The 21,678-nt window shown below is 60.3% G+C and carries 20 protein-coding genes; 14 read left to right on the top strand and 6 right to left on the bottom strand.

Annotation, left to right across the window (positions count from 1 at the left end):
* Nucleotides 1-44: 44 nt before the first annotated feature.
* The 5 genes from AAFN47_RS13520 (at nt 45) to AAFN47_RS13500 (ending at nt 4,898) form a co-directional block, all read left to right on the top strand.
* Nucleotides 45-1,004, top strand: a complete 960-nt coding sequence (locus AAFN47_RS13520) for a catechol 2,3-dioxygenase (RefSeq protein ID WP_499809764.1) — start codon at nt 45-47, stop codon at nt 1,002-1,004.
* A gap of 242 nt (nt 1,005-1,246) precedes the next feature.
* A complete protein-coding gene (locus AAFN47_RS13515; RefSeq protein ID WP_499809763.1) occupies nt 1,247-2,236 on the top strand; it encodes a C4-dicarboxylate TRAP transporter substrate-binding protein in 990 nt (329 codons plus the stop codon).
* 30 nt (nt 2,237-2,266) lie between these two features.
* Nucleotides 2,267-2,746: a TRAP transporter small permease gene (locus AAFN47_RS13510; RefSeq protein ID WP_499809762.1), complete on the top strand. Its 480-nt coding sequence runs from the start codon at nt 2,267-2,269 to the stop codon at nt 2,744-2,746.
* Nucleotides 2,743-4,026, top strand: coding sequence for a TRAP transporter large permease (locus tag AAFN47_RS13505; RefSeq protein WP_499809761.1), 1,284 nt, complete (start codon nt 2,743-2,745; stop codon nt 4,024-4,026). Before AAFN47_RS13510 ends, AAFN47_RS13505 begins: the two co-directional genes overlap by 4 nt.
* Complete coding sequence (locus AAFN47_RS13500; RefSeq protein WP_499809760.1) at nt 4,023-4,898, top strand: SMP-30/gluconolactonase/LRE family protein; 876 nt, start codon at nt 4,023-4,025, stop codon at nt 4,896-4,898. Before AAFN47_RS13505 ends, AAFN47_RS13500 begins: the two co-directional genes overlap by 4 nt.
* Here AAFN47_RS13500 and AAFN47_RS13495 read toward each other — a convergent pair.
* Nucleotides 4,873-5,595, bottom strand: a complete 723-nt coding sequence (locus AAFN47_RS13495; RefSeq protein ID WP_499809759.1) for a GntR family transcriptional regulator — start codon at nt 5,593-5,595, stop codon at nt 4,873-4,875. The two genes, AAFN47_RS13500 and AAFN47_RS13495, sit on opposite strands and share 26 nt — an antisense overlap.
* Nucleotides 5,596-5,879: 284 nt before the next feature.
* On the opposite strand from AAFN47_RS13495, the gene araD reads away from it, so the two are divergent.
* From araD to AAFN47_RS13475, 4 genes are all read left to right on the top strand, one after another.
* On the top strand, nt 5,880-7,607 hold the full coding sequence (araD, locus tag AAFN47_RS13490) for an L-arabinonate dehydratase (RefSeq protein WP_499809758.1): 1,728 nt from the start codon (nt 5,880-5,882) through the stop codon (nt 7,605-7,607).
* Between the two features lie 8 nt (nt 7,608-7,615).
* Nucleotides 7,616-8,347: a ribonuclease activity regulator RraA gene (locus AAFN47_RS13485; RefSeq protein WP_499809757.1), complete on the top strand. Its 732-nt coding sequence runs from the start codon at nt 7,616-7,618 to the stop codon at nt 8,345-8,347.
* Nucleotides 8,348-8,588: 241 nt separating this feature from the next.
* Entirely contained in the window at nt 8,589-9,620 is a 1,032-nt protein-coding gene (locus tag AAFN47_RS13480) for an aldo/keto reductase (protein ID WP_499809756.1), read from the top strand.
* A 7-nt stretch (nt 9,621-9,627) separates the two neighbouring features.
* Nucleotides 9,628-11,235, top strand: coding sequence for a glycoside hydrolase family 43 protein (locus AAFN47_RS13475; protein WP_499809755.1), 1,608 nt, complete (start codon nt 9,628-9,630; stop codon nt 11,233-11,235).
* 2 nt (nt 11,236-11,237) lie between these two features.
* Here AAFN47_RS13475 and AAFN47_RS13470 read toward each other — a convergent pair whose 3' ends face one another.
* The 4 genes from AAFN47_RS13470 to AAFN47_RS13455 all read right to left on the bottom strand — a co-directional run bounded on the left by AAFN47_RS13470 (nt 11,238) and on the right by AAFN47_RS13455 (nt 16,253).
* Nucleotides 11,238-12,200: an ABC transporter permease gene (locus AAFN47_RS13470; protein WP_499809754.1), complete on the bottom strand. Its 963-nt coding sequence runs from the start codon at nt 12,198-12,200 to the stop codon at nt 11,238-11,240.
* Nucleotides 12,201-12,210: 10 nt separating this feature from the next.
* Entirely contained in the window at nt 12,211-13,710 is a 1,500-nt protein-coding gene (locus AAFN47_RS13465; protein WP_499809753.1) for a sugar ABC transporter ATP-binding protein, read from the bottom strand.
* Between the two features lie 49 nt (nt 13,711-13,759).
* Nucleotides 13,760-14,686: a substrate-binding domain-containing protein gene (locus AAFN47_RS13460; RefSeq protein WP_499809752.1), complete on the bottom strand. Its 927-nt coding sequence runs from the start codon at nt 14,684-14,686 to the stop codon at nt 13,760-13,762.
* A 94-nt stretch (nt 14,687-14,780) separates the two neighbouring features.
* Nucleotides 14,781-16,253 carry a xylulokinase gene (locus AAFN47_RS13455; protein WP_499809751.1) on the bottom strand — a complete coding sequence of 491 codons (1,473 nt, stop codon included), beginning with the start codon at nt 16,251-16,253 and terminating at the stop codon, nt 14,781-14,783.
* Nucleotides 16,254-16,510: 257 nt separating this feature from the next.
* On the opposite strand from AAFN47_RS13455, the gene AAFN47_RS13450 reads away from it, so the two are divergent.
* Genes AAFN47_RS13450 through AAFN47_RS13440 form a run of 3 tightly spaced genes read left to right on the top strand, consistent with a single transcriptional unit; the run spans nt 16,511 to nt 19,399 of the window.
* Entirely contained in the window at nt 16,511-17,452 is a 942-nt protein-coding gene (locus tag AAFN47_RS13450) for a tripartite tricarboxylate transporter substrate binding protein (RefSeq protein ID WP_499809750.1), read from the top strand.
* A 24-nt stretch (nt 17,453-17,476) separates the two neighbouring features.
* On the top strand, nt 17,477-17,896 hold the full coding sequence (locus AAFN47_RS13445; protein WP_499809749.1) for a tripartite tricarboxylate transporter TctB family protein: 420 nt from the start codon (nt 17,477-17,479) through the stop codon (nt 17,894-17,896).
* Between the two features lie 21 nt (nt 17,897-17,917).
* Nucleotides 17,918-19,399 carry a tripartite tricarboxylate transporter permease gene (locus AAFN47_RS13440; RefSeq protein ID WP_499809843.1) on the top strand — a complete coding sequence of 494 codons (1,482 nt, stop codon included), beginning with the start codon at nt 17,918-17,920 and terminating at the stop codon, nt 19,397-19,399.
* A 1-nt stretch (nt 19,400) separates the two neighbouring features.
* Here the strand turns inward: AAFN47_RS13440 and AAFN47_RS13435 are convergent, their stop codons facing one another.
* Nucleotides 19,401-20,423 carry an aldo/keto reductase gene (locus AAFN47_RS13435; protein ID WP_499809748.1) on the bottom strand — a complete coding sequence of 341 codons (1,023 nt, stop codon included), beginning with the start codon at nt 20,421-20,423 and terminating at the stop codon, nt 19,401-19,403.
* 139 nt (nt 20,424-20,562) lie between these two features.
* Between AAFN47_RS13435 and AAFN47_RS13430 the strand changes: the two genes are divergently transcribed.
* Complete coding sequence (locus tag AAFN47_RS13430; protein ID WP_499809747.1) at nt 20,563-21,213, top strand: SGNH/GDSL hydrolase family protein; 651 nt, start codon at nt 20,563-20,565, stop codon at nt 21,211-21,213.
* 16 nt (nt 21,214-21,229) lie between these two features.
* Nucleotides 21,230-21,676 (top strand): RbsD/FucU family protein, encoded by a 447-nt coding sequence (locus tag AAFN47_RS13425; RefSeq protein ID WP_499809746.1) that lies wholly within the window; start codon nt 21,230-21,232, stop codon nt 21,674-21,676.
* Nucleotides 21,677-21,678: the final 2 nt, after the last annotated feature.

Raw genomic sequence — 21,678 nt, 5'->3', positions numbered from 1 at the left:
GTCCGCAATTCTCATAGATGACCTTATGCTTTGGAGGAATTCATATGTCGGACGAACCCTGTTACGATGTGGCGCATCTCGGACATGTCGAAATATTCACCAACAAGCCGGAAGAAAGTCTCGACTTTTTCGTGAATGTCTACGGGCTGACGGAAAGCGGCCGGGAAGGGGATTCCGTCTATCTGCGCGCCTTCGACGATTATGAATATCACACGCTGAAACTGACGGCGTCCGACACAACCGGCGTTGGACATATCGGCTACCGGTGCTCCTCACAGGCGGCGCTTGAGCGACGCGTTGCGGTGATCAAGGAGATGGGATGCGAAAAGGGCTGGATCGACGGCGACCTCGGACACGGACGCGCGTACCAGTTTACCGATCCGGACGGGCACCTGTTCGAACTCTATTACGATACCCGCGAATACATAGCGCCAGCGGAAGAGCAGCCGGCGCTGAAGAACATTGCCCAGCGTTATCACGGGCGTGGCGTATGTGTGCGGCGCATCGACCATCTGAATTTGCTTGCGCGCGATGTCAGCGCGATCCGGGAATTCATGACCAAGGCGCTCGGCAGTCGCGTGACCGAATTGATCCAGCTCGACAATGGACGGCTTGGCGGATGCTGGTTTACGGTCAACAACAAGAGCTACGACATCGCCTACACGGAAGATCATGCGAACGCGCAGGAGCGTTTTCACCACGTTACCTATGCGGTGGACCAGCGTGAGGATGTTTTGCGGGCCGCCGACATCTTCCTTGAAAACGGCGTTTTTATCGAGACCGGCCCGCACAAGCATGCGATACAGGGAACGTTCTTCCTCTATGTTTACGAACCCGCTGGCAATCGCGTCGAAGTCGCCAACGCCGGCGCGCGCCTGATCCTGAGACCGGACTGGAAGCCGGTTATCTGGACGGAGAAAGAACGCAAGAAGGGGCAGGCCTGGGGACTGCAGACGATCGCCAGTTTCCACACCCATGGCACGCCGCCGGTGGGCGCCGACTAAACGGGAAACGCGTTTGTTCAACCTCTGACACAGGCCCGGTCTGGCCGGAATTGATTTTCCCGTTGGCCCGCGGCCGCCTGGTGTTATCCAGTGGCGTGCAGCGCGTCGACTGCAATCTCAGCTTGCCAAGACCCGCTTGAACTGCCAATGCCATCTCAACTAATATATTAGTATCTGAGTTGCTGGAATCGGTGTTGCCTCGGTTCCGGACTCATTTTGAGCGAAACACACGGGAGGAAGACATGAAGACTAGAGGATTGAAGATTGCCGTCGCCATGCTGGCGGCAGGGCTCGCATTGGGCGTCGGCGCGACCGGCGTTTCAGCGCAACAGGTATTGCGTCTCGGCACGGTGTTGTCGCCGCAGGACCCAATGGGTCAGGGCCTGGAGCGCTTCAAGGAGAAGGTCGAAGAGCGCACCAATGGCGAGGTGGTCATCGAGGTGTTCCACAATTCGCAACTTGGCGACACGCGCGACATGCTCGACCAGGCGCGTGCAGGGGCGAATGTCGGCACGGTGACGGACGTCGCAAGGCTTGCAAGCTTTGTTCCGGAACTTGCAGTTCTCAGCGCCCCGTTCCTGTTTGACGATTTCGAGGACGCCGACAAGTTTGCACAGTCGGAACCCTATCTTGCATGGGGCGAGGAATTGACGGACAAGGCTGGCCTCGTGATGTTGGCTTCCAACTGGTATCAGGGCGCCCGTCATGCGCTGACGCAGAAGCCGATTGCGTCGCCGGCGGACCTCAAGGGCGTCAAGATGCGGACTATCGGCGCGCCGGTCTGGATCGAAACCATCGCGGCCATGGGCGCGACGCCGACCCCGATCGCCTGGGGCGAAGTCTATTCCGCGCTGCAGCTCGGCACGATCGATGCGGCCGAGGCCCAGCCGACGGCCATTTGGGGCGCGAAGTTGTATGAGGTGATCAAGGATGTGAACCTGACCGGACACATCCAGCTTGTCACGGCGCTCGTGGTCGGTGAAGATAGCTGGAGCAAACTGACCCCGGAGCAGCAGGCGATCGTACTGGAGGAAGCAGTCGAAAACGGCCGTTGGGCCTCGCAACTCACGATAGAACTTGGTGAAAAAGCCTTGAAGGACGTGGCTGCGACCGGAGTGAACGTCAACGAGGTTGATCGCGAGGTGTTCAAGGAAGCCGTGTCGGGTGTCTACGGCAAGCTGGAACTGGAAGACGAGGTCGCCGTCGTCAAGGAAGTCCTCGGCAAACAATAGGCCAGTCGGCCGCGCGGGTGGAAAATTGTAATGATGATGCGCATCGAATTCACCCTCGCGGCCCTCTTACTCAGCGCGATCGTCTGCCTTGTGGCGATCGCATCGATAACCCGCTACGCAGGCGCGCCTATCATTTGGTCGGTGGAAGTCGCTCAGACGTTGTTCATCTGGCTCTGCATGCTTGCCGCCGATATCGCGCTCCAGCAATCGCGGCATTTCGGACTGGACTGGTTGGGCGATATTCTCGCGCCGGTCTTCGGTCGGATGGTGAAGATCTTCAACTTCGCCATCGTTCTCGTCTTGCTCGTCTTTCTCTTTGTTTATTCGATTGAGCTGGTTCGATTGAGCCACCCGCGCCTTTATGGAGCGACGCAAATGCATTTCTCCTTCGTCACCGGGGCGTTGCCATTCGGATTGTTCCTGATGATCAGAACGCTCGGCTTCGATCTCTATCGCAGTCTCCGGGGACCGGCCGACACCTCATCTGCAGACGAACTGGCCGGCCAATGATCCTCATCAGCGTTGCGTTGCTTTTCGCCCTGTTCCTGGTCATCGGCGTTCCGGTCGCTTTTGCCCTGGCGCTCGCCAGCATTCCGGTCTTCATTTTCAGCGGCGGCATGCCGCCGACCGTCGCCCTGCAGAAAATGGCGGTCGCGACGCAGTCTTTCCCGTTACTCGCCGTTCCGTTCTTCATTCTCGCCGGCAATCTGATGAATGTGACGGGCCTCACGCGCCGTCTCGTCAATTTTTCGCGGCTTCTTACCGGCTGGATGGCCGGCGGATTGCTCCAGGTAAGCGTGGTTCTCAGCTTCATGATGGGGGGTGTATCGGGCTCGGCGGTGGCTGACGCGTCGATGCAGTCGCGGCTGTTCGGCAAGGCGATGGTCGAGCGCGGCTACAGCCGCGGCACGTCAGCCGCAGTTATCGCCTTCAGCTCCATCATTACCGCGACCATTCCCCCAAGCATCGGACTGATCCTGTTCGGCTTCATCAACGAGGTTTCCGTCGGGCGATTGTTTCTCGCAGGCGTCATACCGGGTCTCCTGCTGATGTTCGTGCTCATGGCGGTCACCGGTATTGTCGCGTCGCGCAGAGGGTACGCGCCCGAATTGCCAGAACGTCCGACCGGTCGCCAATTGCTGACAAGCGCGGCTGAAAGCATCTGGGCGCTGATGTTTCCGATCATTCTGATCATCGGTTTTCGGTTCGGTCTCTTTACGGCGACGGAGGCCGGAGCCTTCCTTGTCTTTTACGCCCTTGTCATCGGGCGGTTCGTGTATCGGGAGCTCGACTTCGAAAGGCTGCTGGACGCGATGCGTGGAACCATGGCCGACCTTGGGATGGTCATGCTTCTCATCATGATGGCCGCGGTGCTTGGATACGCCATGACGATCGAGCGGGCCCCGCAGGAAATCACTGCATTCGTTACCTCGATCACGGATGTCTCCTTGCTTGTTCTTATTCTGGTCGTCTGCCTGTTGATCGTGACCGGGATGTTCCTGGAAGGAGCAGCAAACATCCTGCTGATTACGCCGATCGTCTTGCCGGTTCTGGTGGCGAGCGGTTTCGATCCGATACATATGGGGGTCATCATCGTGACGCTGATCAATTTCGGCGGGGTGACGCCGCCGGTTGGCGTCATCATGTTCACAGTCTGCGACATAATGAATTGCAAGTCGGGTGAGTTCGTAAGGGCCTCGCTGCCGTTCTTCCTGGCCATGATCATCTTTTTCGCCATCCTTATCGCATTCCCGGGCCTGTCACTTTATCTGCCGAGGCTGTTGATGTGACGGACGACAAACCGGCCTGGCGCTTTACCATCCTTTCCGATCTTTATGCAGAACTTGGGGAAAGCCCGGCATGGTCAAATCGGGACAATTGTGTCTGGTGGATCGACGTCTCGGGAAAAGCCTTGTTGCGCACCGATTGCGAGAATGGTCGAACCCGACGCTGGAATCTTCCGGAAACGGTTGGATTTGCTGTCCTTGCGGATGACGGGTCGGTCGCAATCGGTCTGGAGTCGGGAATTTATCGGTTTACAGGTAGGTCAGGACTTGGCGCGCGTTTTGCGTCGTCGCCTGGCGAGGGCCTTCGCTACAATGACGCGTCAATCGATCCGGCCGGACGGATCGTTTGTGGCACAATGGACAGTGATAATGCTCATCCGGTCGGAACGATCAGTCGCGTCGAGCCGGACGGCTCCTTGTTCATTCTCTTCACCGGTCTCTATACGCCAAACGGACTTGCCTTCGATGCTGTGCGAAACCGTATGTATTTTTCCGATTCACATCCGGAATCCCGGACGATCTGGGTTTGCGATTACGATCCGGTTTCGGGCAAGGCGTCTGACAGGAGCATTCTGGACGTATGCCAGGATAGAAAGGGACGCCCTGACGGCGGCGTGGTCGACAACGCCGGAAACTATTGGATCGCCGGCGTCGACGCCGGTGAATTGTGGTGCTACTCCCCGGCAGGTGAACGGATCCGAACGGTCGCAGCCGACAGTGATTATCCGACAAAAATGACCTTCGGCGGAAGTCGCGGAGATCGTGTGTTCCTGACGTCAAAACATATGGATGGAGAGGGCGGGTTTCTGTGTCAGGCGATAGCCGATGTCACGGGTGTTGGTCAAAAATTCAAAAATAATCCGGATACCGACTGACGATCAGGTCAACTGCGCTGAGGGTGCCGGACAAGTGTTTGCGAATGGCCTCGGCTATGTGAACCTGATCGGAGGCCTCGATTGCATCGAGAATCCCGCGGTGATCGGAAAGCACCGTGGCGGCCTTGCCGGCATCGGGCAGATGCAGATTGCGCAGCCTGTCGATATGGCCGGAGCGCGAAATGATCAGATCCCAGAGATTGGCCTGACCTGCGGCTTCCGCAAGAGCCGCGTGAAAGCGGGCATCGAGGTCGCGAAACCGGTCGATCCAGTTTTCCGTCTCAAGAACCCGCTCTTGTAATTGCCAGAGATGTCTCGCTTCTTCGGTTAGCGAGCGGTCGTCTGACCGGGCAAGCACGCGGCCAACTTCCAGTTCGACGGCTGTTCTCAGAAACTGGGTTTCGCGCGCCTGGGCGATGTCGATCTTTGACACAAGTGTTTTGGATTGCGGGTAGACCTCTATAAGCCCCTCTTTCTCCAACAAAATGAATGCATCGCGCACAGGCGTCTGGCTAACGCCGTATTGTTGGACGAGTTCGAGACGGGAGAGACTTTCGCCCGGCTTGAGTTCCAGAGAAATGATTCGCGAACGCAGATCCTCATACACCTGGATCGCCGCCGGCCGTTTGCGATCGATGGCGAATTGATGGCGCGCCGGTTTGCCGGCCTGCGCAGTTTCTTCGCTCGTTGTCGGCAATCAAATCTCCTGTTCGCCTGGACGCGCCGTGGTTTGCGCCATTGCTTCTGGCAAACTAATATATTAATACATCGATTAGATGTCCATTCCGGCGCAAGCCGGACGGGAGCAAGGATCGAGGCTTGGTCGGGTGACAATACATTCACGCCTGACGGAGGCAAGGGGAGGCTAGTCGGTGGGCCGTCGTTCGGATTTGCTCTTCGTGTTTCAGGACAAGTCGAAATGATAAGCAAGACTGGCGCGGCAGACAAATTGTTCGCCGGCGCGCGGAGGAAAGGGCGCAAATGACAGAAAAGAAATCGCTGCGCAGCGAGCGCTGGTTTGCACCGGATGACTTTCGATCCTTCGGCCACCGATCGAGGGCGCAACAGATGGGGCTTCGACCGGAGGAATGGTCGGGCAAGCCGATTGTCGCGGTTCTCAACACCTGGTCCGACATCAATCCGTGCCACCAGCACTTCAAGCAGCGCGTCGAGGACGTGAAGCGCGGCGTTCTTGAAGCAGGGGGTTTTCCGATTGAACTTCCAGCGCTCTCGTTATCCGAGAGCTACGTGAAACCGACAACCATGCTCTATCGTAATCTGCTGGCGATCGAGGCCGAGGAACTTCTGGTGTCCCATCCGGTCGACGGAGCGGTGCTCATGGGCGGTTGCGACAAGACTACGCCGGGACTCATTATGGGAGCGATCAGCGCTGGCCTGCCGTTCATCTTCCTGCCAGCCGGGCCTATGCTGCGCGGCAACTGGAGAGGCAAGACCCTTGGCAGCGGCTCGGACGCTTTCAAGTACTGGGACGAGCGGCGCGCGGGTGAAATCACGGCGAAGCAATGGGACGAGATGGAAGCCGGCATCGCCCGCTCCTATGGTCACTGCATGACGATGGGAACAGCCAGCACCATGACGGCCATAGCAGAGGCGCTTGGCCTGACCTTGCCAGGCGCCTCATCCATACCGGCGGCCGATTCCGGACATATCCGCATGGCCTCGAAATGCGGCGTGAGGATCGTCGGGATGATTGCCGAAGACCTGACCCCGGACCGGATTCTTGATGGGAACGCCTTCGACAATGCGCTGACCGTCGCGATGGCAACCGGATGCTCCACCAACGCCGTCATACACCTGATAGCGATGGCGAGAAGAGCTGGTGTTCAGCTTGATCTCGACGCCATCGACGCCAAGAGCCGCGACGTTCCGGTTATCGCCAATGTGAGGCCATCCGGCTCGACCTATCTGATGGAGGATTTCTACTACTCTGGAGGGCTGACGGGCCTCATGTCCAGACTGGGCGATCACCTCCACGCCGAGTGCATGACGGTGACGGGCGAAACGCTTGGCGAAAATATTCAAGACGCCGAGATCTATGATGACGACGTCATACGCAGCCTTGACAATCCGATCTACCGGGAGGGTTCGATCGCTGTTCTGAAAGGGAATCTGGCGCCGGACGGCTGCGTCATCAAACCGGCCGCATGTGATCCAAAGTTTCACGTCCACGAAGGTCCGGCCATGGTCTTCGACAGCTATCCCGACCTCAAGATCGCGCTCGACGACGAGAATCTCGACATTACCGCCGACCATGTGCTCGTCTTGCGCAACGCCGGGCCGAAGGGCGGGCCGGGCATGCCGGAATGGGGCATGATCCCGATGCCGAAGAAGCTCCTGAAGGAAGGGCATCGCGACATGGTGCGCATTTCGGACGCCCGAATGAGCGGCACCAGCTTCGGCGCCTGCGTGCTCCATGTGGCGCCGGAATCCTGCGTAGGAGGGCCGCTGGCGCTTCTGAAGACCGGCGACATGGTGCGTATGGACGTTCCCAACAGACGGATCGACATGCTTGTGAGCGATGAAGAGTTGCAACAGCGCCGCGCCGCGTGGAAGGAACCGCCGCCGCAATTCGGGCGCGGCTACGGCTGGATGTTCCTCCAGCATATCGGCCAAGCTGACAAAGGCGCAGATTTCGACTACCTTGAGACGGCCTACGGACCCGCGTCCGGCGAGCCGGATATTTATTGAGGTCGCCCATGTCGGAAACACTCGAAGAGAGAACATCGCAGATCCTGCAGCGGGTCAGTACGGCCTCGATCTGCACGGCGCTTTTCAAAACGGGATTGCGGAACCAGTTCATCCAGGATGTGCGGCCGCTTTCGAAACCGACGACAAACATGGTCGGACCCGCCTATACGTTACGTTACATACCGGCGCGGGAAGACAGAAACGGCATATCCGTGTTCGAGAATCCCGAGCATCCGCAACGGGTTGCGGTGGAGCAATGTCCTGAAGGCCATGTCATGGTCATGGACAGCCGCAACGATCCGCGCGCGGCCTCTGCAGGGTCCATTCTTGTCACCCGGTTGATGATTCGCGGGTGCGCCGGCGTCGTCACCGACGGCGGGTTTCGCGACAGTCCGGTCATCGAGACGCTGGAGATAGCCTGTTATCATAATCGGCCGTCCGCCCCTACGAACTTGACGCTGCACGAAGCGTGCGACCTGAATGTGCCGATCGGATGCGGCGGGGTCGCGGTGTTTCCCGGCGACACAATCGTTGGCGATGGTGAAGGCGTCGTCGTCATTCCGGCGCACATGACTGCAGAAATCGCCGAGGAATGCGCCCGGATGGAGCGGTTCGAGCAGTTCGCCACGGAGCAGGTGCTCAAGGGCGCGCCGGTCATTGGTCTGTATCCCCCGACCAGCGAAAGCGCCAGACAGGCATTCGAGGCCTGGCTTGCAGAACGGTCGGATGATTGCACTTGACACTCGATTTCCAGATATGCAGGTTGAATTGCCTTTCGGGCTAATCCATCCAGAGTTGAGGTGGGGAGGTCAGGCAGGCGGCGACATACGGGCGACCAGTCTGCGTTTTGCAGGACTGCGGGCGGGATCAGGCGTTTGGCGGGGGACTGATGATGCCATCGCCGGAATAATTCCGGCCACCTGTTTTAGAAAATCGATTTCAGATTCCCGGTGTTTTATTACGGGAAGCAAAAGTGTTTTAATGATGTGGCGACCAGCCGAAGACAGATATGACAGGATGTCATATCGACAATGTGGAAATTCGGGGTTGAGCGTGTCGGCATTGTCCCTCGGACTATGGCACAATTTCGGACCCGATATTCCCTTCGACATCAAGCAGGCGGTTTGCCGGCAGGCGGTTGATATGGGGATAACCCATTACGATCTCAACGCCGGCGCCGGATCCTCGCCCGGCTCGGCCGAAGAAATCTTTGGCGAGATATTGCGAACCGATTTTCGCGACATTCGTGATGAACTTGTGATTTCTGTCAAAGCCGGCTTCGGCGCCTCATCCAACAATCACGCCGTACGGAGCAGCAGAAAGCACCTGGTGGCGAGTTGCGACCGCAGTCTTCGACGGATGGGCCTCGACTATGTCGACATTTTCTACACACACCTGCGGGATTCGAAAACGCCTCTGGACGAAACCATGTCAGCGCTCGACCACATCGTGCGTTCGGGCAGGGCTCTCTATGTCGGACTGTCCGCCTATGACACCAAGTCAACACGCGAAGCGGTGGATATCCTTAAAGAGCTCGGCACACCCTGCCTCGTTTACCAGCCCAGACACGTTTCCGGCGACCGCTGGATGGATGACAGGGAACTGATGACGACTCTCGACGAGAACGGCATTGGCTCGATCGTCTTTTCACCGCTTGCCCAGGGTCTGTTGACAAGCAGAAATCTCTCCCGCGCACTGCAGGACGGATCCGTGTCCGCAATGCCGCCAAACGCCGCGTCCTTTCAGGACAGTCTTTTGAACAACGTGAGAAGATTGAATGGTATTGCGGCCGGCAAAGGCCAGTCTCTTGCGCAATTGGTGCTTGCATGGATTTTATGGGGAGGCAAAATGACGTCGACGCTTATTGGCGCCACCCGGCCTGAGCAGGTGGTCGATTGCGTGATGGCGATGAAGCATGTCGATTTTTCGATCGAAGAACTGACGCAGATCGACTGGTTCTCGCGGGAAGTGAATGTCCGACTTTCCGCCGTCGCGGCACAGAGGAGGAATTGAGGCAGCCATGATTTTCAATCCGGTGCTTCGCGGCTTTAACCCCGATCCGTCGATCTGCCGCGCCGGTGACGACTACTATATCGCCACATCGACGTTCGAGTGGTATCCGGGCGTGCAAATTCATCACTCCCGCAATCTCGTGAACTGGAATCTGGTCAGGCGTCCGCTGGAGCGGGCAAGCCAGCTCGACATGCGCGGCAATCCGGATTCATGCGGTGTGTGGGCTCCGTGTCTGTCCTATGCCGACGGTCTGTTCTGGCTTGTCTATACGGACGTGAAAAGGCTCGACGGCAACTTCAAAGACGCGCACAACTACATCGTCACCTCTCCGACGATTGAAGGCGAATGGTCGGATCCCGTCCATATCAATTCCTCGGGCTTCGATCCGTCGCTGTTTCATGACGATGATGGCCGCAAATGGTTCATGAACATGCTGTGGAATCACCGGTCCAATTCGGTAGGCGGCAGTCCGAAGCATCCGGCCTTCGCTGGCATCCTGCTGCAGGAATATGATCCGGATGCGGGCAAGCTGGTCGGGCCGGTGAAAAACGTCTTCCAGGGAAGCTTGCACGGACTGGTGGAAGGCCCGCATCTGTTCAAGAGAAAGGGCTGGTACTACATGACCGTCGCTGAAGGCGGGACGGGATACGACCACGCCGTCACCATGGCGCGTTCACGGTCCATCGACGGACCGTACGAGATCCATCCCGATACGTTTCTGATCACCTCAGCAAATGCGCCTGACGCCGCGCTGCAGCGGGCCGGACACGGCCAGATCGTCGAAACGCCAACCGGCCTCGTGTTTCATACGCACCTGTGTTCGAGACCGCTTCCCGGAACGAGGCGCTCGCCGCTGGGGCGTGAAACGGCGATCCAGCGCTGCGAATGGCGCGACGATGGATGGCTCTATCTGTCGCAAGGCGGCATAAAACCCTTTGTAGAGGTGGCGACAGAGGATCCGCTCGTCGATCCGGAACCCGCGAGAGCGGTTCACAGGATTTTCGACGGCGATCAGCTACCGCCGGAGTTCCAGTGGCTGCGTTCGCCCGAACCGGAAAAACTGTTCTCCATGACCGGAAGCGCGCTGCGTCTGCACGCCCGGGAATCGATCGGAAGCTGGTTCGAGCAGGCGCTGGTGGCGCGGCGTCAGGAACATTTCGTGTTTCGCGCCGAGACGGAAATCTCGTTTGCACCGGAAACCATCCAGCAGGCTGCCGGTCTCACCCACTACTACAATCGCCACAAGTTCCACTTCCTGGCTGTCACTTGGTATGAGGAACTCGGCCGGGTTCTGACGATCCTGAGTTGTCCGGGCGACTGGCCGGACGGCCGTCTCGAGTTTCCGCTTGATGAGCCAGTTCAGCTGCCCGCCGGCGGACCGGTGCAACTCGCTCTTGAGGTCGATCTTGGCGAACTCCGGTTTTTCTGGCGCGCTTCAGCTTCCGAGGACTGGAAACAGGTCGGGCCTGTTCTCGACGCCAGCGTGATTTCGGACGAGGGTGGTCGCGGCGAACATGCATCGTTTACCGGCGCTTTCGTCGGCATGGCGGCGTTCGACACGAGCGGGTCGGCCATAAACGCCGACTTCTCCCGTTTCGACTACGCGCCGCGTTGAAATCAGGCGCGCTGCTTTCCGATGCTGGATGTGGCGACCGCCAGGACGACAATCGCGCCGACCAGCACTTCGCGGACGTAGCTGTCGACGCTCATCTGGGTCAGTCCGTTGTCGAGCACGCCAAGTGTGAGAACTCCAACCAGCGTTGCAAATACGCGAGGCTCTCCTTCCTCGCTCATGGTCATTCCGAGGAAGACGGCGGCGATCGCATCGAGCATCAGCCCGCTGCCCTGGGTCGGATTCGCCGAGGCCACCCGGCTGGCGTACATGAGTCCGGCTGTGGCGGCGCCAAGCCCGGTCAGGGCGAAGGCTGACATGCGAAGTATCCGAACCTTGACGCCGGCGAGCCGCGCCGCCTCGTAATTGCCGCCGATGGCATAAAGCCGCCTTCCATAGGGCGTATGCTCCAGGCCGATCCAGACAAGAATGAGTACTGTGATGGCAAGGATCGTAAGATAGGGCAGGTACAGGGGCTGCAATCCCAGCCACTCGAGCGAAATGCCGCTGCGCGCGAAACCGCTGAACGCGGAAGGAATATCGCGGCCGAAAATGGTCTTGCCGCCGCTCACCAGAAAGGCGGCGCCGCTGAACATGGTCAGCGTGCCGAGCGACGCGACGAAAGGCAATATGCCGACATAGCTGACGAGGAAACCGTTGAAGAGACCCCCCACGGCGCCGACCGCAAGGGCTGCGGCGACGCCGGCGTAGACAGGATAGTCATGGCTGAAGACGATCGCCGCCGCCACACCCGCCAGACTGGCCATGGACCCGACGCTGAGGTCGAAATCGCCCATGACCATGACAATCGTCATGGTGAAGGCCACGACGGCAAGCATGCTGATCTGCTGCGAGATATTCAGCATGTTTCGCGGCGTCATGAATGTGTCCGGCAGCTGCGTCCAGAAAAACACGATGATGGCGCAAAAGCCGATGAGGGTGCCGAAGCGGCGAACAAGGCTGAGCAACGATCGAATCCTATTCGTAGAACATCTGTAGAAGCCGCGCGGGCGTCAGGCCGTCGGTCTCGACGATGGCGTGTTGACGATGATCGCGCATGACAAGAATCCGGTCGCACATGCCGATGAGTTCCGGAAGGTCGGACGACGTCATGATCGTTGTGCTGCCGGCTGCGCTGAGTTCGCGGACAAGCGTATAGATGTCGAACTTTGCGCCCACATCGACGCCGCGCGTGGGTTCATCGAGCAGCAGCAGTTCCGGCGTTTTGCCCAGGGCCCTTGCGAAGACGACCTTCTGCTGGTTGCCGCCGCTGAGCTGGTAGCAGGGCTGGCCGAGCCTGTCGAATTTCAGCCTGACGCGCTCCGCGATGGCGCCGGTATGAGCGCGCTCCCTGCGCCTGCTGGAAAAGATGCGCCCGGATCCGAGCTGTGCGAGATGCGGCAGAACAGCGTTGTCGACGATGCTCCGTCGCAACATCAGGCCTTCGCGCCTGCGTTCCCGCGGGACAAAGGCGATGCGCCGTTTCCAGGCGACGGACGGAGCGGACGGCAACGACTGCTTGCCTTGAAACGCAACCGTGCCCGATAGCGGTTTCTCGTCGCCGAGAAAGGCGTGAAGGACTTCGCTCTGTCCCGATTCGGCGAGGCCCGCGACGCCGAGTATTTCGCCCCGCTTCAGCGAGAACTCCAACCCGCTCACATGTTTCGTGCGCAGCTTTTCGACGGCGCAGAATATTTCCTTCGCAGGCGCTTGCGCGCGCTCCGGATACGTGTCGCGGATTGCGCGGCCGGTCATCGCCTCGATGATCCGATCGCGGCTGGTCTCTTCGATTTTTGAGGTCTCGATTGTGCGGCCGTCCCGATAGACCGTCACGCGATCGCAGATCTGCATGACCTCGTTCATCCGGTGCGAAACAAAAAGGACCGAAGCGCCGGACTGCTTGAGCCCCTCAATGACGGCGAAGAGCTTGTCGCATTCCTGCCCGGTCAGCGCCGCCGTTGGTTCGTCCATGACATAGAGGCAGGCGGGATGCGCGTCGGAAGACACGAGAGTTGCGGCGATCTTGACCAGCATCTGGTCGCCGGTCGAAAGCCGCGCCGTCTTGCGGCGGGTATCGATGTGATCGACGTCGAGACGCTCCAGCGCCGCGCGCGCCTTGTCATGCACGCGTGGCCAGTCGACGGCGAGACCGAAACGCCTCGGATAGGCTTGGGCCATGACGATGTTCTCGGCCACGGAGAGATGCGGAACGATGTTGAGTTCCTGATGAATGAACCGAAACCCCTGGCGGGCCGCATCATCGGGTCCGTCGAGCGCGACCTTCGATCCGTCTATGAGGAGCGAACAATCGTCCGGCCTCACGACGCCCGCCAGAACCTTGATCAAGGTGCTCTTGCCTGCGCCGTTCTCGCCCATCAACGCGTGCACCTCGCCAGCCTCGATCTCGAGACTGGCGTTATCGAGCGCCGCGGCAGACCCGTAGCGTTTCGTCACATGGTCAAGTTTCAGGAAAGTCATAGCTGTGGAAACGGCCGGCGGGACATGCGCCCGCCAGCCGTGCTTTCGGTCATTGTCCGCCGACGTTGGCGGATGTCACGAGCTTTGCAGGCACGTAAATCGCGCGCTCCTTGATGGTTTCTCCGGCAAGCGTGCGGGCGACCGCATCGGCGGTCGCGGTTCCGATGCCGACGAAATCCTGAGCGACGGACGCCTCGAAATTGCCGCCGGTGGCGATTGCCTCTTGCGCCTGCGGGTTCGCGTCTATGCCAGTGATGACGATGCCTTCATCGGCGCGGCCCGCATCCTCGATCGCCTGCAGGGCGCCGAGCGCCGGCTGGTCCCAGGCCGCCCAAACGGCTGCGATGCTGCCCTTTTCGGGATGGGCGGCGAGGATCGCCTCCATTTTGGCGCGGGAATCTGCGATGCCGCCGTCCTGGACATCGGGCGTGACCCGGTCGATCACTTCGATATCGGGAAAGTTCCCGAACACGGCATCGGCGATGACGCCGCGTATCTGGACCGGCGGGAACGGGTCGAAGACGAACATCACCACATTGCCTTTCCCGCCGATCCGGTCGGCGACATAGGTCGCGGTTTCCGCAGCCATGGCGTAGCCATTGCTGGTGACGTTGGTGACAAGCAGAGCGTCAGCGCCGGAATCCATGCCGATGACCGGGATTTCCGCCTGTTTGGCAACCTCAAGGCCAGCTGCAACCTGCGTCGGATCAACATTGATAACAATCGCGTCGACATTCTGGTTGACGGCGTCCTCGATGCGGCTGATGACGGCGGCGACGTCACCGGCCGTATCGATGACATTGACGTCCCAGCCCTTTTCACCGGCCGCCGTCTGGAAGCCTTCGAGATAGAATTGCGTTCCCGGCTGAGCGAGATACGGCGTGATCACCGCCACCTTTTCGGCAGCCTTAGCGCCTGCGGCGAGCACGAAGGCCGAAGCCAGCGTCAAGGCTATTGATTTCATCAGTTTGCGCATAGTCCTCTCCTGTTAAATTCTATAGGTCCCGATATATATTTTAAGCCTAATACAATTGGCTTCTCCACGAAAAGGCTTTTGTCGCCTGTCGCAACTACACCTCATGCAGACCGACCAGCGCATGACTGAGATCTTTCGTCGACTCATAGGCCCGTTTGTACAAATCGAAGAGTCGGTCATAGTGGCCGCGACGCGCCGCGTCCGGCTCGTAGACGCGGTCGAATTGGACAAGGCTGGCGAAGGCGCTGGAAAGATCCGGCATCAGCCCGGTGGCGACTGCGGCGATGCCCGCTGCGCCCAGCACGCCCGGATCGCCCACGGACGCGCGCTTCAGGCGCTTGTCGAGCACATTCGCCCGGATGCTGTTCCAGATATCGGATTGGAACCCGCCGCCGCCGCAATTAATCGTGTCGGGGGTCATGTCGGCGGAGACTTCCAAACGCTCCTGCACCCAGCGCGCCGAGCAGGCCACGCCTTCCATCACGCTGCGCGCGATTTCGGCCGGCCCCGCGCTGCTGTCTATTCCGAGGAAAGTACCGCGTGTGTGGATGTCCCAGAGCGGCGCCCGCTCACCCTGCAGGTGCGGCAGAAAAAGCGGCGCGGGGGCATCGAAATCGAGCCCTTCCACTTTGCAAGCAAGCGTTTCGGGCGGATGGCCGAGTAGACGCGAACACCAGTTGAGCGACTCGCCGCCGGACTGGGTCGGTCCGGCGTGCAGCGTCAGCCCGTCATAGGAAGGAAAGACGATCACGCCGGGCGAGGGCAGGACGGCGCCGGACAATATGCCGAGCACTTCGCTCGTCCCGCTCAGATACATCGCATGGCCTGCTCCCGGAACGCCGATGCCAAACATGCCGGCCCATGCGTCCATCGTGCCGACGGCGACAGGAATGCCGGCGCAGGGAAGGCCGGCGCGCACCTTGCCGGCAATCGCCGTCATCGGCGCCAGCGGCACGACGCGCTCGGCGGCGCCAGGCACATGGGCGAAAAGGTCCGGAATGGGGCCGAGCGCGGCATCAACCAGCCCCAGATTGCCAATCTGATCGGAGACGGCATCGCCGGTGAGACGTTGGATGCAATAGTCCTTCGGCAGCATCACCCAGTGGGTCTTTTCCCATATGTCGGGCCGGTTCTCGGACATCCACGCCATCCGGCTCATGCAATGGCTGGCGTCGATGGGGCGTGGCGTGCCCCACCAGCGGATGCGGTCTTCCACCGGCACCTGCTCGTCCAGTCGCGCGGCGACATCGGCGCAGCGTCCGTCCTGCCAGACAATCGCCGGAGCGAGCGCCTTACCGTTTTCGTCGACAAAGAGATGTGTGTTGACCTGCGACGTCAGGCCCAACGCCCTGACCTCCGAAAGGTCATGGTTCGCGGTAAATTGCGAAAGCGCAGCAAATATATGCTTCATCCAGAGCTCGGGATCCTGCTCGACGACGCCGTGCTTGCCGTGAATGGTTTCGTATGGTTCGGCGTAGCGGTCGACAATGGCGCCGGCGAGATCGAAAAGGATCGCCTTGACGCTTGTTGTTCCAACATCGACGCCGATCAACATTTCCTGCGCCATCCCTACCTCGCCGCGTCACCAAAGTTGCGTGGACAATGGCAATGATGGGTCGGTGCATTCAAGTCTTTTGTCGCACAGCCGACTTGCCCCGGTCCTGCAATTTTCTCTTGAGCGATGCAATTTTCCAATAGGAAAAATTGTGCTATGTCCCTTGTGCGGCAGGATTCATGAGGAGGCCACGCTCGCCGGACAATCGCGATCCCTGACGGGAATCGCGGAGCGGCGGGATTATTGCTGAGACACTGGAGGAATGCGACATGAGAAGAATTCTGACACTGATGACGGCCGTGTGGGTCTCGTTCATGCTGGCCTTCGCCGCCCAGGCGGAGTGGAAGCCGTCCGGGCCGATCAAGCTTCAGATCGGATTTGACGCCGGCGGCGAGACCGACACGCTCGGCCGCGTCGTCGCCAAGGCCATGGAAGACCAGACCGGCTGGAAGATCATCGTCGAGAACAAGCCGGGCGGCGGGGGCATCGCCATGTTCACCGGGCTGGCGGTCGCCAAGCCGGACGGACAGACGCTCGGCATGGGCGTCAACATGCCGATCCTCGTCAACCTGGTCCTGCGCGGCAAGGACCTGCCCTTCGACCTCGACAGTTTCGACTATCTTGCGACAATAGCGCGGGCCCAGCTCGCCATCATCGCCAAGGCCGATGCGCCTTTCGACGACATGGCCGGCCTGATCGAATATTCCAAGGGCAGCGACGGCGCCCTGGTCGCTTTCGACGCGAAGCCGCAGGAACTGCTGATGAATTTTGTCGGCTCCCAGTCAGACGCGAACTTCAAGCTTGTTCCGACCAAGAGCAGCGCGGAGATGATACAGGACATTTTGGGCGGACACGTGGCGGCCTCCTTCGCGGCCGGCGCGCACATCCCGTATCTGGAAAGCGGCGACGTAAAGATGATCGCCAGCGCCAATGACGGACGCCACAGCTATGCCCCGGACACGCCTACGGTGAAGGAACAGGGCTTCGACATCTTCGTCGATCCGTACTTCTTCATCGCGGCGCCGGCCGGACTGCCCGATGACGCGAAAGCCGCCCTTTCTGCCGCGCTGAACGGGGCGATCAATTCGGATGAGGTCAAGACCGTGATCATGAACACACTGAAAACCGAACCGAGCGATCTCGGCCCGCAGGGCACTCAGGACATGATGACCGGCGGCATGGGCAACGTGGCGAAACTTTTCGGCAAATAGCGCCCGGCAAGAGGAGAAGGCTGCATGACGGCAAACAGGCTCTCAGGCGTTTTTGTCGCGTGCGCCGGCCTTCTCCTGCTTTTCCTGATCATCCCGGCCAATACGGAAACGGTCGAATACGGCCGGATGCGGCCGCAGACGATCCCGGATCTCTGCGCGATCCTGCTTGTCGCCTTTGGCGCTCTCCATGCGATCAGACCGCGCGGAGAAGTGACGATCGAATGGCGCGAAGTCTTGCGTTTCGGCCTTTTCGCGGTGATAGCCGCGGTGTCGCTCGTCCTGATGGGCCGTTTGGGTTTTTCGGTCATCGCGCCGGTGACGGCGCTTGTCGTGATGCTTCTGATCGGCGAGAGACGCTGGATCTGGCTGGCGACCGGCGCCTTGATCATCCCGGCCGTCGTCTGGCTGCTTGTCGTGCAATTGCTGGAGCGGACGCTGCCGTGAGGGGGATCGGCCTTGCCTGACATGGACGTGCTTCTGGCCGGGCTTTCCGACGCCTTCAGCCTGGTCAATCTGCTGTTCGTGATCGCCGGGGTCATGGTCGGTCAGTTCGTCGGCGCCGTGCCCGGCATCGGTCCGGTCATGGCGATGGCGATCGCCATACCTTTCACGTTTTTCATGCCGACGCTGCCGGCGATCGCCTTCCTGGTGGGCGTCAACAAGGGCGGATTGTTTGGAGGCGCCATTCCGGCGATCCTGATGAACACGCCCGGCACGCCCGATGCGGCGGCGACCGCACTGGACGGCCATCCGCTGGCCAAACAGGGCAAGCCGGTCAAGGCGACCAAAATGGCGCTCTATTCCTCCGTCACCGGCGACACGTTCAGCGATATCGTGCTGATCACGATCTCCGCGCCGCTCGCCGTTCTGGCCCTGAAAATGGGGCCGGTCGAGATCTTTGCCCTGATGATCTTCGCCTTTTCGGTGATCGCGGGCCTGGTCGGCGATTCTATGATCAAGGGCGTTATCGCTGCGGTCTTCGGCCTGCTGTGCGCCACGGTCGGCATCGACCCGGAACATGGCACACCCAGGCTCTATTTCGGCTTCTTCGAACTCTTCGACGGTCTGCCGCTCGCCGCGGTCGCGATCGGCATGCTGGCCGTGTCAGAAATCCTCAGACGGCTCGCCAGCGCCGGGTCGACCCCGCGTTCTGCAATCACGTCGCTGGACGGCGACGACCCGACTGTCAGCCGGGTGAGCTGGGCGGAATACTGGTCGTGCCGCTACGTGATGGCGCGTGGCGCCGTTATCGGAACGGTGCTCGGCGCCATTCCGGGAATCGGCTCCACGGCAGCCGCTTTCATGAGCTACGCCAGCGCCAAGCAGGCCTCCGACGAGCCGGACAGTTTCGGCAAGGGCAACATCAAGGGCATTGCCGCGGCCGAGTCCGCCAACAGCGCGGTGATGGGCGCAAACCTCATTCCGTTGCTGGTGATCGGGATACCGGGCAGCATCGCCGCAGCTCTCCTGATCTCGGCGTTCAAGATCCACGGCATCCAGCCGGGGCCGCTGCTTTTCGAACAACAGGGCAGACTGATCTACGGCCTGTTCGGCGCGATGATTCTCGCAAACGCCACCAACCTGATTGTCGGCCAGTTCAGCCTGCGACTGTGGACCCGGGTGATCTCCGCGCCGGAATCGGTGATATTTTCCAGCGCGCTGCTGCTCTGTATCGTCGGCGTCTACATGTCGACCGGCGGACTGTTCGGCGTCGCCGTCATGCTCGTCTTCGCTGTCGTCGGCTACGTGATGAACGTCTTCGGCTTCCCCGTCGTGGTTTTCATCATCGCCTTCTTTCTGGGCGGCAGCTTCGAAACCTATCTGACCCAGACCATGGTCATCCTCGACGGCGATCTCACACGCATGATTAACTATCCGATTGCGGTCGCGCTGGTCGTGCTTGCCGCGGTGTCCGTCTGGTGGCTGGGCTTCCGCAACAAAACGTAGTCTATGGCGTCGGCGCGTCTTCCCGCATCAGGCCGGCGGATTTGAGGTCAAGCCAGAGTGCGTCGGGAATCTCGGCGCTCATGGTCGCCTTGTTGTCCTTCACCTGTTCGACGCTTTGGCCGCCAGGGATGACTGAAACGACGCACGGATGGAGGAGCGGGAAGCGGATCGCCGCCTCGCGCAGTTCGACGCCGTGTCTGCCGCAGATTTCCTGGATCCTGCGGACACGGTCAAGGATTTCCGGCGGCGCCGGATCGTAGTTATAGTAAGCGCCTTCCACCGGGCCGGTCGCCAGGATCCCGGAATTGTAGGGACCGCCGAGCGCGATGCCGATGCCGCGCGACTTGCAAAGCGGCAGGAACGTTTCCAGCGCCTCCTGTTCCAGAAGCGTGTAGCGACCGGCGAGTAGAAAGATATCAAAATCGCCGCGCTCCGCCATTGTCTGGGCAGGCTCCCACTCGTTCATACCGACGCCGAAGGCCTTGATGACGCCCTGGTCGCGCAGCGAGAGAAGCGCGTAGTAACCGCCGCGCATCAGTTCGTCGATGCGGGCGTCGCAGGCTTCGCGCGAACCGTGATTGAAGACGTCGATGTCGTGGGCGTAGAGAATGTCCACCCGGTCGACGCCGAGACGTTCCAGCGAGATTTCGAAGGACCGCATCACGCCGTCGTAACTGTAGTCGTAGATCTCCCGGCGGCTTGGCGTGTCGAAGAACTTGCCGATGCCGGTGCGGACTTCCGGCGCGCAGGCCTCAAGCAGCCGTCCAACCTTGGTGGACAGCACATAATCGTCGCGGTTCCTGGACCTCAGAAAACGGTTCATGCGGGTTTCGGCGAGGCCGAATCCGTAGAGCGGGGCCGTATCGAAATAGCGGCAGCCTGTTTCCCACGCCTCTTCCAGAACCGCGGCGGCGTCCTCGTCGGAAATAGCGCGGTAGAGATTGCCGAGAGGCGCGGTTCCGAAGCCGAGTTCGGTGAAGGTCATTCCGCCATTGTCGATACGCCGCCAGAGCCGCTTGTCCATGCTCGTTCTCCCCAATTGCCTAAAGTCCGCCCGCCTTGCCTTCAATAGACAGGGTCGGGGCGCGATGCTAACGTCCGCCCGCTGCCGGGAACGGAGGTAGCATCGGGGATGACGTTTGAAAAGGCGGGTTTGGGCCGGCATGAAGACGATTGTTTGTTACGGCGATTCCAATACACACGGCACCGTTCCGATAACCAATCTCGGCGATCGTCACCGCTACGCGCATGATCAGCGCTGGCCCGGCGTGGTCGACAGGCGGCTTGCCCCGCATTGGCGCGTGATCGAGGAAGGGCTTCCCGGCCGCACGACGGTGCATGACGATCCGATCGAGGGCCCGCAGCGGAACGGCAAGACCGGCCTTCCGATTTCCCTGGAATCGCATCGCGACGTGGATTTGCTGATCATCATGCTCGGCACCAACGATCTGAAGCCGCGCTTCGGCGTCAGCGCTTACGAGATTGCGGCGTCCGCCGGCAGACTGGCGATGATCGCGAAGGCAAGCCAGTGCGGGCCGGATGGCGGCGCGCCGAAAATCCTGCTGATTGCTCCGCCGCCGGCGCGCGAAACCGGCGTCCTGGCGGAGATGTTTGCCGGCGCCGAGGCGAAATCGGAGCGTTTCGGGGAACTGTACAGAAAGGCGGCGCGCGACAATGGCTGTCTCTATCTCGACGCCGGCGACATCATCGAATCGAGCGTGACCGACGGCGTGCATTTCGAACCGGACATGCATGCACGCCTCGGAAATGCGATCGCCGATCTGATTGAACAGGACATCGGTCTGGAAATCTGAAAAGGGGGAGGCTCTATTGCTCAAGGGAATCAATCCGCTACTCAATGCCGAGGTGCTTCATGCGCTGGCCGCGATGGGCCATGGCGATGATCTCGTCATCGTCGACACCAATTTTCCGGCCGACGCTGTGGCGCGCGAAACGACCTGTGGCAAGGTTCTGCGCATCGACCGGACGGCGGCCGAAGCCGCAGCGGCCATTCTCTCCGTCTACCCGCTCGACAGTTTTGTCGACGATTCGGCGGCGCGGATGGAAGTCGTCGGATCCCCGGACGAGATTTTGCCTGTCCAGCATGAGGTGCAGGCGGAAATCGACAAGGCGGAGGGGAAGGCCTGGCCGATGATCTCCATCGAGCGCTTCGCTTTCTATGAACGAGCGAAACAGGCCTATTGCGTGATCCAGACCGACGAACGCCGATTCTATGGCTGCTTCGCCTTGCGCAAGGGCGTTATTCCGCCGGATTGAGC

Origin of the sequence: Hoeflea sp. CAU 1731, assembly GCF_039888615.1 — a bacterium.
Classification (GTDB): domain Bacteria; phylum Pseudomonadota; class Alphaproteobacteria; order Rhizobiales; family Rhizobiaceae; genus Flavimaribacter.
This window is presented reverse-complemented; position numbering and strand designations above follow the sequence as displayed.

Coding starts and splice junctions, on each gene's coding strand:
- AAFN47_RS13430 (WP_499809747.1), top strand. CDS start 20,563: ATGAAGACGATTGTTTGTTACGGCGATTCCAATACACACGGCACCGTT.
- araD (WP_499809758.1), top strand. CDS start 5,880: ATGACAGAAAAGAAATCGCTGCGCAGCGAGCGCTGGTTTGCACCGGAT.
- AAFN47_RS13510 (WP_499809762.1), top strand. CDS start 2,267: ATGATGATGCGCATCGAATTCACCCTCGCGGCCCTCTTACTCAGCGCG.
- AAFN47_RS13520 (WP_499809764.1), top strand. CDS start 45: ATGTCGGACGAACCCTGTTACGATGTGGCGCATCTCGGACATGTCGAA.
- AAFN47_RS13445 (WP_499809749.1), top strand. CDS start 17,477: ATGACGGCAAACAGGCTCTCAGGCGTTTTTGTCGCGTGCGCCGGCCTT.
- AAFN47_RS13455 (WP_499809751.1), bottom strand. CDS start 16,253: ATGGCGCAGGAAATGTTGATCGGCGTCGATGTTGGAACAACAAGCGTC.
- AAFN47_RS13515 (WP_499809763.1), top strand. CDS start 1,247: ATGAAGACTAGAGGATTGAAGATTGCCGTCGCCATGCTGGCGGCAGGG.
- AAFN47_RS13465 (WP_499809753.1), bottom strand. CDS start 13,710: ATGACTTTCCTGAAACTTGACCATGTGACGAAACGCTACGGGTCTGCC.
- AAFN47_RS13460 (WP_499809752.1), bottom strand. CDS start 14,686: ATGCGCAAACTGATGAAATCAATAGCCTTGACGCTGGCTTCGGCCTTC.
- AAFN47_RS13435 (WP_499809748.1), bottom strand. CDS start 20,423: ATGGACAAGCGGCTCTGGCGGCGTATCGACAATGGCGGAATGACCTTC.
- AAFN47_RS13485 (WP_499809757.1), top strand. CDS start 7,616: ATGTCGGAAACACTCGAAGAGAGAACATCGCAGATCCTGCAGCGGGTC.
- AAFN47_RS13450 (WP_499809750.1), top strand. CDS start 16,511: ATGAGAAGAATTCTGACACTGATGACGGCCGTGTGGGTCTCGTTCATG.
- AAFN47_RS13440 (WP_499809843.1), top strand. CDS start 17,918: ATGGACGTGCTTCTGGCCGGGCTTTCCGACGCCTTCAGCCTGGTCAAT.
- AAFN47_RS13480 (WP_499809756.1), top strand. CDS start 8,589: ATGATGTGGCGACCAGCCGAAGACAGATATGACAGGATGTCATATCGA.
- AAFN47_RS13475 (WP_499809755.1), top strand. CDS start 9,628: ATGATTTTCAATCCGGTGCTTCGCGGCTTTAACCCCGATCCGTCGATC.
- AAFN47_RS13505 (WP_499809761.1), top strand. CDS start 2,743: ATGATCCTCATCAGCGTTGCGTTGCTTTTCGCCCTGTTCCTGGTCATC.